This window comes from Kitasatospora sp. Xyl93, from assembly GCF_055383135.1.
The window spans coordinates 1,565,108-1,578,004 of record NZ_AP029185.1; the positions used below are offsets into that span (position 1 = coordinate 1,565,108).

At 75.0% G+C, this 12,897-nt stretch carries 12 protein-coding genes and 2 pseudogenes; 5 read left to right on the forward strand and 9 right to left on the reverse strand.

Translation table 11 applies throughout. From position 1 onward, the window contains the following. Positions 1–32: 32 nt before the first annotated feature. A complete protein-coding gene (locus ACZ5GH_RS06450; protein ID WP_464333688.1) occupies positions 33–854 on the reverse strand; it encodes an ABC transporter permease in 822 nt (273 codons plus the stop codon). Continuing rightward, positions 854–1,840, reverse strand: a complete 987-nt coding sequence (locus ACZ5GH_RS06455; RefSeq protein ID WP_464333689.1) for an ATP-binding cassette domain-containing protein — start codon at positions 1,838–1,840, stop codon at positions 854–856. The genes ACZ5GH_RS06450 and ACZ5GH_RS06455 overlap by 1 nt, the downstream gene beginning before the upstream one ends. 105 nt (positions 1,841–1,945) lie before the next feature. On the opposite strand from ACZ5GH_RS06455, the gene ACZ5GH_RS06460 reads away from it, so the two are divergent. Next, positions 1,946–2,677, forward strand: a complete 732-nt coding sequence (locus tag ACZ5GH_RS06460; RefSeq protein ID WP_387751045.1) for a TetR/AcrR family transcriptional regulator — start codon at positions 1,946–1,948, stop codon at positions 2,675–2,677. On the opposite strand, the gene ACZ5GH_RS06465 is transcribed toward ACZ5GH_RS06460, so the two are convergent. The 4 genes and pseudogenes from ACZ5GH_RS06465 to ACZ5GH_RS06480 all read right to left on the reverse strand — a co-directional run bounded on the left by ACZ5GH_RS06465 (position 2,674) and on the right by ACZ5GH_RS06480 (position 6,165). Then, the gene (locus ACZ5GH_RS06465; RefSeq protein ID WP_387751042.1) at positions 2,674–4,050 is read right to left on the reverse strand and encodes a pyridoxal-phosphate dependent enzyme; all 1,377 of its coding nucleotides are present in this window, start codon (positions 4,048–4,050) and stop codon (positions 2,674–2,676) included. The two genes, ACZ5GH_RS06460 and ACZ5GH_RS06465, sit on opposite strands and share 4 nt — an antisense overlap. Positions 4,051–4,313: 263 nt before the next feature. Further along, positions 4,314–5,021 (reverse strand): annotated as a pseudogene (locus ACZ5GH_RS06470) (vWA domain-containing protein); the annotation flags it as partial. A gap of 120 nt (positions 5,022–5,141) precedes the next feature. Next, positions 5,142–5,312, reverse strand: coding sequence for a hypothetical protein (locus ACZ5GH_RS06475; protein WP_387751040.1), 171 nt, complete (start codon positions 5,310–5,312; stop codon positions 5,142–5,144). A gap of 256 nt (positions 5,313–5,568) precedes the next feature. Continuing rightward, positions 5,569–6,165 carry a DUF3885 domain-containing protein gene (locus ACZ5GH_RS06480; RefSeq protein ID WP_387751038.1) on the reverse strand — a complete coding sequence of 199 codons (597 nt, stop codon included), beginning with the start codon at positions 6,163–6,165 and terminating at the stop codon, positions 5,569–5,571. Positions 6,166–6,301: 136 nt separating this feature from the next. Between ACZ5GH_RS06480 and ACZ5GH_RS06485 the strand changes: the two are divergent. Further along, positions 6,302–6,460 (forward strand): annotated as a pseudogene (locus ACZ5GH_RS06485) (carboxylesterase); the annotation flags it as partial. Continuing rightward, positions 6,448–7,017: a hypothetical protein gene (locus ACZ5GH_RS06490; RefSeq protein ID WP_387751036.1), complete on the forward strand. Its 570-nt coding sequence runs from the start codon at positions 6,448–6,450 to the stop codon at positions 7,015–7,017. The pseudogene ACZ5GH_RS06485 and the gene ACZ5GH_RS06490, both read left to right, overlap by 13 nt. A gap of 82 nt (positions 7,018–7,099) precedes the next feature. Here the strand turns inward: ACZ5GH_RS06490 and ACZ5GH_RS06495 are convergent, their stop codons facing one another. Together ACZ5GH_RS06495 and ACZ5GH_RS06500 are read right to left on the reverse strand one after the other, a co-directional pair. Next, entirely contained in the window at positions 7,100–8,515 is a 1,416-nt protein-coding gene (locus tag ACZ5GH_RS06495; protein ID WP_464333690.1) for an alpha/beta fold hydrolase, read from the reverse strand. A gap of 127 nt (positions 8,516–8,642) precedes the next feature. After that, on the reverse strand, positions 8,643–9,452 hold the full coding sequence (locus tag ACZ5GH_RS06500; protein WP_387751030.1) for an alpha/beta fold hydrolase: 810 nt from the start codon (positions 9,450–9,452) through the stop codon (positions 8,643–8,645). A 163-nt stretch (positions 9,453–9,615) separates the two neighbouring features. Here ACZ5GH_RS06500 and ACZ5GH_RS06505 point away from each other — a divergent pair, with 163 nt between their 5' ends. After that, a complete protein-coding gene (locus ACZ5GH_RS06505; RefSeq protein ID WP_387751027.1) occupies positions 9,616–10,134 on the forward strand; it encodes a GNAT family N-acetyltransferase in 519 nt (172 codons plus the stop codon). Positions 10,135–10,250: 116 nt separating this feature from the next. On the opposite strand, the gene ACZ5GH_RS06510 is transcribed toward ACZ5GH_RS06505, so the two are convergent. Next, positions 10,251–11,768 (reverse strand): outer membrane protein assembly factor BamB family protein, encoded by a 1,518-nt coding sequence (locus ACZ5GH_RS06510; RefSeq protein ID WP_464333691.1) that lies wholly within the window; start codon positions 11,766–11,768, stop codon positions 10,251–10,253. A gap of 252 nt (positions 11,769–12,020) precedes the next feature. Between ACZ5GH_RS06510 and ACZ5GH_RS06515 the strand changes: the two genes are divergently transcribed. Further along, positions 12,021–12,797, forward strand: coding sequence for a class I SAM-dependent methyltransferase (locus tag ACZ5GH_RS06515; protein WP_464333692.1), 777 nt, complete (start codon positions 12,021–12,023; stop codon positions 12,795–12,797). The last annotated feature ends 100 nt before the right edge of the window (positions 12,798–12,897 follow it).

Below are 12,897 nucleotides of genomic sequence, written 5' to 3' on the forward strand. Positions count from 1 at the left end.
AGCGCATCAGGGGTGCGCCGGAGCCCCGCGGATCACCGCCCGTGGCCGGCGAACTTCCGTACGGCCAGCGGCACGCAGGTCACGAGCAGCACGGCGCTCCAGAGCAGTGCGGCGGGGACGGCGTGCTGCGTCGGCCAGGCGGTGCCGGCCGCCGAGGGGTTGCCGAACAGCTCCCGGCAGGCCTGGACGACGGAGCTGACCGGGTTCCAGTCGGCGAGGAAGCGCAGCCAGCCGGGCATGCCGCCGGTCGGCACGTAGGCGTTGGTGACCATCGCCAGCGGGAAGACCGCGACGGACAGCTGACCGGCCGCCTCCTCCTTGCCGACGGCCAGGCCGAGCACGGTGCCGACCCAGGTCATCACGAAGCGGAAGAGCAGCAGCAGGGCGAACGCCCCGGCCGCGTCGGCGAGTCCGTGCCGGGCGCGCCAGCCGACGGCGAGGCCGACCAGGGCCAGCAGCGCCAGGACGACCACGCTGACCAGCAGGTCGGCGAGGGTCTGCCCGAGCAGCAGTCCGGTGCGGGAGAGCGGCATGGAGCGCAGCCGGTCGGCGACCCCGCGCCCGACGTCGCGGGCGGCGCCGACCATGGTGGTCATGACGCCGTTGGTGGCGACCATGGCGAACATGCCGGGCATCAGGAACTCCCGGTAGTCACCGCCGCCGGGCACCCGCATGGCGCTGCCGAAGACGTACCCGAAGACCACCACCATCACCACCGGCACGCCCAGCGAGGCGGCCAACAGCCCGGGTGAGTGGCGGTAGTTGAGCAGGACGCGGAGCATCGAGGTCCAGGTGTCGGACACCAGCCGGGCGGCCGCGGACGGTCGCGGAGCGGCGTGGACGGCGACGGCCATCAGGCGGCCCTCTCGGCGTCGGCGGACTCGTGGGCGAGGGTCTCCTCGTGGGTCAGGGTGAGGAACACGTCGTCCAGCGAGGGCGTGCGCACCGCGACGTCCTCGGCGACGACGCCGGCGCCGTCCAACTCGCGCACCAGCGAGGGCAGCAGGACGGGCATGCCCGGGACGGTCAGCACGGTGACCGTCCGCTCGGCGACGTCCACCTGTGCGTCGCCTCCGGTCATCGAGGACAACACCACGGCGGTGGCGGCGAGTTGGGCGGGATCGGCCAGGGTGACGGAGACCTGGCTGCCGATCGCCGCCTTGAGCCGGTGCGGTGGGCCGGTGGCGATGGCGGCGCCGTGGTCGACCACCACGATGTCGTCGGCGAGGCGGTCGGCCTCCTCCAGGTACTGGGTGGTGAGCAGCACGGTGGTGCCGCCGTCCGCCAGCTCCTTGACGGTGTCCCAGATCGCCTGCCGGCTGCGCGGGTCGAGCCCGGTGGTGGGCTCGTCCAGGAAGAGCACCGGCGGGCTGGTGACCAGGCTGGCGACGAGGTCGAGGCGTCGGCGCATGCCGCCGGAGTAGGTGCGCACGAGCCGGTCGGCGGCCTCGGTGAGGTCGAAGCGGGTGAGCAGTTCGTCGGCGCGCTCCCGGGCCCGGCGGGCGCCGAGGTGGTGCAGCCGGCCGAGCAGCCGCAGGTTGTCGCGGCCGGTGACTCCCTCGTCGACGGCGGCGTGCTGCCCGGCGAGGCCGATGGCCCGCCGGACGTCCTCGGCGTCCCGGACGACGTCGTGCCCGGCGACCCTGGCGGTGCCGCGGTCGGGGGCGACCAGGGTGGCGAGGACGCGGACGGCGGTGGTCTTGCCGGCGCCGTTGGGGCCGAGCAGGCCGCAGACCGTGCCGGCCGGGACGGTGAGGTCGAGGCCGCGCAGGGCCTCGGTGGCACCGAATCGTTTCTCCACGCCCGCCATCTCGATGGCGGGCCGGGTGGTGTCGGACATGGCTCTGCCCCTTCTCCAGGTACAGCGTACGTAGAAGCGCGCGCCAGCGCATCGTACTACGTACGCCGTACGTATCTACGATGAGGAGAGCGAGGTGATCTTCCAGTGCCGTCCAGCGAACCGACTCCGTCCAGCAAACCCACGCCACCCGACGCCCCCGAGGTGATCTGGCTGCGCCCCGAGCGCACCGGCCGCGGCCCGCGCCCGGCCCACAGCCGCGCCTCGATCGCCGCCGCGGCCATCGGGATCGCCGACGCCGAGGGCCTGGACGCGGTCTCCATGCGGCGGGTCGCGGCGGCGCTCGGCGCGGGCACCATGTCGCTCTACAACTACGTGCCGAAGAAGGAGCACCTGCTCGACCTGATGCTCGACGCGGCCGCCGCCGAGTACCGGCTCCCGCCCGCGCCCAGCGGCGACGTCCGGGCCGACCTCACCGACCTCGCCCACCAGCAGCTGGCCGTCTTCCGCCGCCACCCCTGGCTGCCCGCCCTGGTACTGGCCCGCCCGAGCATCGGCCCCAACGCCCTGCGCTACACCGACCACTTCCTCGCCGCCACCGCCCCCACCGGCCTCGGCGGCGGCGACCGGATGGAGGCGATGGCGCTGTTCAACGGCTTCGTCGGCCAGTTCGCGCAGTACGAGCACACGGCGGCCGCGGGCGCCAAGTGGCAGGCCGAGCTGGTCGGTTACCTCGGCCGGGCGGCGGCGAGCGGTGAATTCCCGCACCTGGCCCAGGCCTTCGCCACGGCCGGCCCGCCCGCCGACCCGGACCGGGCGTTCGACCGCGCCCTGGACCGGGTGATCACCGCCATCCTGGCGCCGGCGGACGGGAGTTAGCCCAGCGCCTCCCTCGGCAGCAGCCCCGCCACCCGGCCGTCCACCAGCACCAGCACCGCGGGCCGCCCGCCCGCCAGCGCCGCCCGCGTCTCGGCCGCCGACTGCCCGACGCCGACCGTCGGCAGCGCCGGCCCGACCAGCGCGCCCAGCGGGTCCCCCGGCTTGGCCGCGCCGTCCGCGAGCGCGGCCGTCAGCACCTCCCGGGACACCGCGCCGACCACCTCCGTCGCGGCCACCCCGTACGGGCGCGCCGCCCGCGCCAGCACCGCCGGGGCGACGCCACCGGGTGCGGTGCGCAGCGCCTCCAGCGCCCCGCCCACGGTCGCGTCGGCGTCGACCACGACCAGCGGCCCGGCGGCGTCGAGCAGCGGCCGCAGTCCCTCCCCGTCCTCCTCCAGGAAGCCCCACTCCCGCATCCACGCGTCGCTGTGCACCTTGGACAGGTAGGAGCGCCCCGAGTCCGGCAGCACCACCACGACCAGGTCGTCCGGCCCGAGCCGCCGCGCCACCCGCAGGGCCGCCGCGACCGCCGCGCCGGAGGACGGCCCGGCCAGCAGGCCCTCCTCCCGCGAGAGCCGGCGGGCGGTCAGCAGCGACTCGCGGTCAGGGATCCGCTCGTAGGAATCGATCACCTCCGACCCCAGCGCCTGCGGCCGGCGGTCCTCGACGGTCTCGGGGTGCAGGTAGTGCCCGATCGACTCGACGAACCACGGGCTGCCGTCCCCGCCCCCGTACGAAGAGGACTCCGGGTCCGCGCCGACCACGGTCACCCTGCCCCCGGAGGCCTCCTTCAGGAAGCGCCCGTTGCCGGTGACGGTGCCGCCGGTGCCGACGCCCGCCACGAAGTGGGTCACCCGGCCGCCGGTCTGCTCCCAGATCTCGGGGCCGGTGGTCCGGATGTGGGCGTCGGGGTTGGCCGGGTTGTCGTACTGGTTGGCGAGCCAGGCGCCCGGGATCTCCTCGACCAGCCGCCGGACCACGTTGAACAGGTGCCTCGGATCCTCCTGTGGCACCGAGGTCGGCGCGAGCACCACCTCCGCGCCGTACGCCCGCAGGATGTCGGACTTCTCGGCCGACGCCTTGTCGGCCACCCCGGCGATCACCCGGTACCCGCGCTGCCGTCCGACGATGGCCAGGCCGATGCCGGTGTTCCCGGAGGTCGCCTCGACGATCGTCCCGCCCGGCCCCAGCAGCCCGTCCCGCTCGGCGGCGAGGACCATGGACAGCGCGGCCCGGTCCTTGACGCTGCCGCCGATGCTGAGGAACTCGGCCTTGGCGTAGATCGGCGCGGCGATCCCGGCGCCGAGCCGGGCCAGGCGGATCAGCGGCGTGCCGCCGATCGCGTCGAGGACGGATTCGTGAACTGCGGCCATGGTCGGCCCCTTTCGCTGACACTGTCTCAGCCCGAGCCTGCCCAGGCCAGGGGCTGGATAGACGGCGGCGGTGGTGCGACCACCCGTCACCGCGCCGGGATCACCGCGCCGGGATCACCGCGCCGGGCACGCGCTCACCGGCCGGTGCCGCCCAGCCGCCCCAGCCACGCGGTCAGCGCCGCCCAGAAGCCCCGGCGCTCGGGCCGCTCCGGCTGCTCGGGCTGCGGCGCGTTCGGCACCCGCAGTTCCGGGCCGTCCGGTGCGACGCCCTGGGCCCGGGCGGCCCTGAGCCACACCGGGAGCTCCGCGAGCAGCAGGTCGTACAGCTTCTGGTCGGAGACCTTCCGGGGGTCCGGCCCCAGGTGGACGAAGCCCGCGTTGTCGATGGGCCGTCTCGCCGGGACCGCCAACTCGTCCAGCTTGCGCAGGAAGTCGAACTGCCGGCTGCCCGGGTCGCCGAACCCGATGAACTGCCAGAAGATCGGCAGCTTCGCGGCCTCGCACAGCCGCTGCTCCGCCGCGCCCTTGTCGATCGGCCCGCCGTCCGTCTGGAACAGCACCAGGGCCGGCGCCGTGGTACCGCTCTTCCGGTAGTGCTCGACCACGGCATCCATCGCCAGGTGGTAGCTGGTCCGGCCCATGTGGCCGAGGCGCGCGACGATCCGGTCGATCCAGCCCGCGTGGTCCGCCAGGGCGATCTCCTCCTCCGCGTCCACCTCGGTGGAGAAGAACACGACGGGCACGCTCCCGTCGTCGTCCAGGTTGGCCGACAGCCCCAGCACCCGGTCCGCGAGCGCCTGGACGCTGCCGTCCTTGTAGTAGGGCTTCATCGAGCCGGAGTAGTCGATCACCAGGTACACGGCCAACCGCTGGCCGCTCAGCCCGCTCCGCTCCACCGAGGCGCTCGCGGTCTTGTAGAGGTTCACCAGCGCGGGCGCGCTCTGCTCGACCTTGCTCAGACTGACGGCCACGGGCCACTCCCTCACTCACCGCGGCAGCCGGGGGCCGCCGGAGCGCGTGATCGTCGACGCGCCCCGGACACTCTGCGGCGCGGACAGGCGTGGCGGCAAGCCGCTACGCGAAGCAGCCGTTCACAGGAACAGCGGGTCGGACGGCCACGGGTAGCCCAGTCGATCAACCTCGTACCCTCCCCAGACTTCGGCGGTGGCCCGGGGATCTGCTGCGGTCAGCCGCGCTTCGAGCTGCTCGGCCTGGAGCTCCGGGGCGTCCTCGGAGATCCAGAGGGTCGTCCCGAACTGCACGTGGGGCAGGTCCGTGTCGGCCCGGCCCGGCCCAACAGGGACCGGGGGTCCGCTGCCATGTACCGGGAGCCTCCGACGCCGCCGGGGAGCACCTCTGCCAGGAGATCCCGGCCGTTGACGACCGGGCGGACCTGCACGCCGCCCTTGCCGTCCGGTGGGCACACGATGTTCAGGCTGAGAAGGTCCGGTTCCATGGCCACCGGCACATGGTCGCGGACCCGGCCCCGGCTGTCATCCGAATTCGGGCGGCCCCCGCTCACAGGCCGCCCGGGTGCCGCGACAGCCAGTCGGCGTGCCGTTCCCTCAGCCGGTCGCGCTCCTCCGTCGTGGCCAGGTGGACGTCCGCCCCGCCGTCGTACGGGTGGTAGAGCCGCCGCATGCCGGTGCCGGTGATGATCACCCCGCCCTCCCGGTCGTCGGCGACCCGGCGCAGCAGCCCGTCCAGGCTGCCGCGCCGCCACTGCCGCCGTTCCACGAAGACGTGGCAGTACGTGCGGAACTCCGGCACCTCGTCGTCCGACTGGAGCCAGGTCCGCCAGTGCTTGGCGTCCCGGCGCATCCGGGGGACGCTCGCCGAGCCCGTCCACCTGGGGGTGAGGACGTACACCTCGGCGCCGGCGAACAGCTCGTCCAGCACGGTGTTGTGGCGCTCCAGGACGATCGCGTACTCCCGCTCGTCGTCGGGGTACCGCTTGGACTCCGGCAGGCTGTGGAAGCGCACCCAGACGTCCCGTTCCCGGCCGATCTCGTACCCGACGGGCTCCGTGCCGGGCCACCGTCGTTCCCAGAGCGCCGTCAGCGCCTCACGGTCCACCCGCTCCTCCTCCTTCTCGATGGCAGGGGAGTCTGCCACATCCGTCCCACCAGCCCCGGCCTGGTGAGATCCCCTCGTCAGGGCCGCCCGGCTCCCGTAGCGTGGTTCGGTCGATCTTGAGGAAAGACCAGGGCAGAACGGGGCACCACAGATGCAGCAGCACCAGGGCTGGGGCGGCGCCCGCAGCTTCGGCAACGACGGCGCCGGCGGCCAGTTCGCCTTCGGGGACGACGAGTTCGGCGTCGGCTTCGCCTACGTCGCCAACCGGATGATCGGCCACGGCGACGCCCGGGCGAACCGGCTGATCGAGGCGGTGCGCGCGTGCCTGGACTGACCGGCTTCCTCCCGCTCGTCACCGCCCTGGCCACCACCGGCGGCCTCGGCGAGCTGCGCTACGGCGCCTCGCTGCCCGAACTCGCCGCCCGCTACGGCGATCCGTGGGACGGCGGCCGGGTCCACCGGAACAGCCGGTGGCCGCACGCCTTCGGCTGGGGCGACGTGCAGGCGGTGTTCTGCCGCTGCCGCAAGCTCCACTCGCTGTCCCTGCCGGTCTGGCACGGCGAGCTCGACCTCCCCCAACCGGGCGGCGGCGCGCTGACGTTCGCCACCCGCGTCACCGAGGCCGAGCTGACGCCCGCGCTCACCGCCACCGGCCACGGCTGGCGGACGCTGACGTACGAGAACCTGCCGAACCAGCGGAACCTGGAGTTCTCGCCCGCCGAGGAGGTCCGGGTCGAGCTGGTACTCACCGACCGCGACGGCTACGACCGACCGCCGCTACCGGAGTGGGTGCTGCACAAGGCGGTGCTGTGGGGCTTCGAGCACGCCGAGTGCCCCGAGCCGGACGGCACTCTGCCGGACGACGGGTGGGGTGCGAGCGTCGAACAGTAGGGCGGCGACTGGGGCGCGCGGCCGACTCCGGACCCGCGACGGGCCGTTCCGCCTCGTGTGCGCAACGGCCCGTCGGCTCCCGCTACTTCAGCAGGAAGTCGTACACCGCCTGCCGTCCGGCCGGGTTCGCCGCCCGGTTCTGCACCGAGTGCGCCGCCCCGGGCACGATCACGATCCGCGGGTGGTGCGCGAACTCGGCATACTCGTCCATCAGTTCGTACGGCGTGGCGAGGTCACGGTCGCCGCCGAGCAGCAGGACCGGCACGTCGGGCAGCCTGCGGTGCTCCGACGGCATCGGCGGCACCGGCGTCCGCGGCCAGTCGAGGCAGACCAGGAGGCTGCCGAGCCCGGTCGCGGTCGCCGGGTCGTACGGCCAGGTCTGCTCGGCGGTCAGCCGCTGCCGGGTGCGCTCCAGCGCCGCCGCGCGGCCTTCGACGGGGGTGTCGGTGGTGCCCCACGGGAAGCGCGAGTCGGCGCACAGGGTGGCGGAGTGCAACCCCTGGCTGAGCTCCTCGGCCGACGCGGCGTCGACCTCCCGGTGAACGAGGTCGAAGAAGTCCTGGAGCTTCGCGGGCCGACCGGCCGCGGCCTCGTGCAGGATCTCCGGGACCGCGCCGTAGTCGGGGTCGATGAACTCGTAGCCGGTGAGCGCGCTCAGGAGCTGCGCCCCGTTGCCGTACCGCCGGACGGTGGCCGCGAGGTCGGCGGCCGGGTCGGTGGTGCAGCCGGTGGCCTGGCAGGCCGCCCGCAGGACCCGGGCGGTGGAGGGTAGGGCGGCCAGGTCGAGGGGGTCGAAGCCCTGCCGCGGCGCTACCGAGTCGAGCACCAGCCGGGCCACGTGCGCCGGGTGGGCGAGGGCGTAGCGCTCGGCGACGACGGTGCCGTAGGAGACGCCGTCCAGGGTGAGGCGCCGGTCGCCGAGGGCGCGGCGCAGCAGGTCGATGTCGGCGACGGTGTCCGCCGTGCTGTAGAAGCGGGCGTTCGGGCCGAGGGCGGCGGCGCAGTCGGCGATCGACTGCTTGCGCGGCACGGCGAGGTCGGAGGAGCCCATGTCCTCCTGGAGGCCCGGGCAGCGGAGCGCGCCCCGGCCGGTGCCGCGCTGGTCGAACATCACCAGGCGGTAGTCCTTGAGGACGGGCTCCAGCCTGGCCACGATCCGGTCCATCCCGGGGACGCCGGGCTGGCCGGGGCCGCCGGTGAGGAACAGCAGGTCGCCCTTGGGCGCCCTGGTGGTGCCGGTGACGGCCACCCGGAGGTCGAGGGTGCCGGGGGTGGCGCCGCGGTGGTCGAGCGGGACGGTGAGGGTCCCGCAGGTGAGCTCGGGGGCGTCCGGGCAGGGCGCCTGCCCGGTGATCCCGGTGCCGGGGGTGGTTCCGGTGCCGGTGCCCGTTCCGGTGCCGGGTCCGGTGGAGGCGAGGGCGGGGGTGGCCAGGGTGGTACCGGCGACCACCGCGAGGGCGCCCAGCAGGGCGGCGACGCGGCCGCGCGTACTCGTCATGTTCGTCCTTCCGCTCGCACCGCGTCCATGCCGACGCGGTCACGGAAGTAGCCTGCGCCCCGGGGCACTTCGACGGCGAGCGTGCGGCGGGCGTTACGCGAACAGCGCGCGTCCGGCCGGGGACTCCTCAGCCCAGCGCCCGCGGCAGCACCACCCGCACCCACTCCTCCGGCTGCGACAGGTGAGGGGCGTGCCCGGCGCCCTCGTACAGGTGGCGTTCCGCCTTGGGCAGGGCGAGGTCGATGAGGTCCAGCACCTCGCCGAACATCGGCGCGCTGTCGTCGCTCTGGGTGAGCAGCGCCGGTTCGCCGAACCGGGAGAGCCCCGTGAGGTCGAGGTCGAGCGCGTCCGGGTCGCGCAGCTCGTCCAGGTAGGTGGGCGCGTTGCGGATGTAGGTGTGCCGGACCGGCGCGGGCAGCTGCTCCCAGGCACCGGGGCCGAAGGCGAGGCTGTCCACGTACAGTTCGGCGGCCGCGGCGGACTCGGCCTGCTCCAGCAGCTCCCGGACGGCGGCGATCCGGTCGGCGAAGGCGGTGCCGATCGGGCGCAGGTCCGGGTCGGCCAGCAGGATGCCGGTGCCCGGCGGCTCGTGCACGGCGATCCCGCGCAGCAGGTCGGGCCGGGCGGCGGCGAGCCGGAGGGTGACCAGTGCGCCGTAGGAGTCGCCGTAGGCGAAGGCGGGCGCCAGGCCCAGCCCCTGGATCAGCCCGGCCAGGTCGGCCGCGTCCTCGTGCACCGAACCCTGGGTGAGCAGGTCCTCGCTGCGGCTGTGCCCCCGGCGGTCGTAGGCGACCGCGGTGGTGGACTCGGCCAGGCCCGGCAGCACCCGCGCCCAGGAGTCCGCGTCGCTCCAGGAACCGTGGACCAGGACGACGCCGGGGCCCTCTCCGTGGGCCTCGTAGTGCAGCGCCACCCCGTTCACCCTGATCTCGGTCATCACGAGCCTCCCGATCTCGGCGGTGCTCCCCCACCAGACTGACACAACCGCCCGGAACGCTCAGATCCTCCGGCGGCGGGTCCCCTTCCCGGGGGAGCTCCGGTGACGAAGGTCATCCCCGGGCGCGATCCGGCCGCCGCACCGCCCGTGCCAGGCTCGACGCATGCACTACGACGTACGCCGGCTGGCCGCCGGGGAGTGGCGGGAACTGCGCGGGATCACCCTGGAGGCGCTACGGGACTCCCCGAACGCCTTCAGCTCCTCCTACCCCGACACCGCTGCCCTCCCCGACGACCACTGGCGGCAGCGGGCCGCCCACCAGGCCACCGCGCGGGAGAGCGCCACCTTCACGGCCGGTGACGGGAACGGCGCCCGGGTCGGGATCGCCGGCGTCGAGCCGCTGGCGGACGTCCCCGACCACGTGCACATCCACTCGGTCTACGTCGCCCCGGCGCACCGCGGAGCCGGCGGCCCGGCCGCCGAGCTGGTGCACGCGGTGATCCGGCACGCCCGGGAGCACACCACCGTGGGGGCACTGACCCTGGGCGTGCACGAGGACAACGAGCGCGCCCAGGCGTTCTACCGGCGGCTCGGCTTCGAGCCGACCGGGAAGGCGGTCCCCTACGTCCTGCGACCGGCGGAGCGGATCCTCGTCCTCGGCTACCCGGGGTTCCGGGCGTAGGGCTGCCCGCGTCAGGGCTGCCCGCGTCAGGGCTTCCGGCGTCGGGGCTGCCGGCATGGGGGCTGCCGGCGTCGGGGGCTGCCGGGTGCGGTCGGGCGGCCGCCGGCAGCCGCCCGTCAGCTCATCACCCGCACCGGCGGCTCGTCCCGCGTCCCGTCCTCCGCCACCACCGTGAACCGCTCCGGGCCCGACAGCGACAGGTCCACCGGGTAGAGCGACGCGGTGTCGTTGACGTCCAGCACGGCGCTCCGCCGCCCGGTCGCCGCCTCCACCCGGGTGACCCGGCCCCGGGTCATCGCCCACACCGAGCCGCCGTCCACCACCAGCCCGGTCACCCGGTCGTCCAGCCCCGCCGTCCACCGCTTGCCGCCGTCCGTGAGCGAGTACGCCAGCAGCCGGCCGGTGGCGGTCCGGCTCGGGTGCCTGCCGCCACCGCTGATGCCGATGTCGCCGGGCCTCTCGCCCGGCACGACGAACAGGTCCCCCACCACCACCCCGCCGAACAGCGGCCGGGCGCTGAACTCGTCGAAGGCGTGCAGCCCGCCCAGCATCACGTCCAGGTCGTACTCGTCCCCGGCGACCGGTATCGCCGCCCGCTGCCGGCCGGCTCGGTCGTAGCTGAGCACCGCGTGGGTGCCGCCCTCCGCCTGGGCGTCCACCCACACCGCGAGCGGGTCGACCGACACCACCGCGAGGTTCCTCAGCCCGCCCGCCGCGGGCAGCGCGATCCGCTGCCGCTCCCGGCCGTCCGCCGGCGCCAGCGAGCGCAGCACGGGCGGCGCGTCGCCGCACCGCGCGACCGTGACGGCGTCCCCGGGCCCGCCCGCGACCTGCAGCGGGGCGCAGCCGGGGTCGGCCGCGCTATGCCAGACGTCCCGGCCGTCCGCCAGCCGTACCGCGCGCCAGCCGGCCTTCTCCTGGAGGAGGGCCTGCGGCCCGGCCACCGCGAGCACGTCCGGCGTCGCGTCGTCGCCGTCCCGGGCGGGCGCGTCCACGGTGGCGGTCCAGCGCTCCCCGCCGTCGGCGAGGTCGAGCGCGGTGACGGCGGAGCACGGCCGGCCGGGCGGCGAGTGGCCGATCAGGCCGACGGCGCCGCCGCGGCCGGTCCCGTCCGGCCCGGTGCCCCGGCTCATCGCGCACACCGAGTCCTCGCCGGGCGGGGTCCAGCGCCAGGCGACGGCCCCGGTGTCGCCGCGGTACGCCACCACCAGGTCCGGCCGGACCCGCACCACCAGGCCCCCGCCGGCCCAGCTGCCCACCGCGCGGATCGTGGACGGACGGTCCAGCGGCGCCTTCCAGGAGTCGTTGAGCCCGTCCCCGGCGAAGCCGACGAAGATCCCGATCCCCAGCAGCGCCCCGACGGCGGCCGAGGGGAGCCCGGCCCTCGGGTGGATCAGCGCCCAGACGAAGCCCGCCCCGCACGGCACCAGCCCGAGGACGCTGACGATCCCCAGGTAGGCGAGGCTGTCGCCGCCGAACCCGTGCGCCCGGCCGAACAGCGCCGCCAGCCCCATGCTCGCGAACATCGCCCCCAGGACCCCGCCCGAGACCACCGGCCAGGTCGCCCCGGCCCGGGCGAACCCGGCTCCCCACCCCGCCCGGACGACACTGTCCTCGGGCCGCCGAACGGCCATGCCGGTCTCTCCCCTGCGACGCGCCGCCCACCCGCGACGGGGCGACGATCATCGGATCGTCGCAGAGCGCGCCATGGTCCGGAACAAAGAGCAGGGAAAACCCCGGTTATGACCCGCACATACCAGGCCCCGGCGCAGAGGGCACGGTGCGTCCCCGCCCCTACGCGCTGTCCGTCCCGGCTCCGCCCGGCCGCCTTCCCCGCGGCGGAAACCGATTGCCCGCCCCCGGGCCGCTGACTAGCGTCTCCCGACATGACCGCGACTCCCACCACCCCCGACTGGCGCACCGCCAACCGTGCGAACTGGGACGAGCGCGTACCCGTCCACGCCGCCGGCCGGTTCTACGACCTGCCCGGCTTCGTCGCGGGGCGTGACACCCTCCAGGACTACGAGCCCGCCGAGGTCGGCGACGTCACCGGCCGGACGCTGCTCCACCTCCAGTGCCACCTCGGACTCGACACCCTCTCCTGGGCCCGCCGCGGCGCCGTCGTCACCGGGCTCGACTTCTCCGCCCCGGCCGTCGCGGCCGCCGCCGACCTCGCCGCCCGGGTCGGCGCCGATGACGCCCGGTTCGTCACCTCCGACGTCTACGAGGCCGCCGAGGCGCTCGACGGACGGACGTACGACATCGTCTACACCGGCTTCGGCGCGCTCTGCTGGCTCCCCGACCTGACCCGCTGGGCCCGGACGGTCACCGCGCTCCTCTCCCCCGGCGGCTTCCTCTACGTCGCCGAGCACCACCCGGTGGCCGATGTGCTCGCCGACGACGGGCGCAGCTTCGCGGAGGACTACTTCGAGCGCACCCCGATCGTCGTCGACCACCCCGGTACCTACGCCGACCCGGACGCCCGGCTCGACGCCACCGTCACCGTCCAGTGGCAGCACGGCCTCGGCGAGGTGGTGACCGCCCTGGCCGACGCGGGCCTGCGCCTGGACTTCCTCCACGAGCACGCCCACGGCCACTTCCGCGTCCCGGCCGGCTCCCCCGCCCCGCAGTCCTACTCCCTCCGGGCCACCCGGCCCCGATGACGCCGCCCGTCAGGTCGCGCCGGGGCCGGGGCGGGCCAGGCCGGGGCGGGCCAGGCCGGGGCTGGGACTGGGGCCGGCCGGGGGTGAGCGGGCCAATATT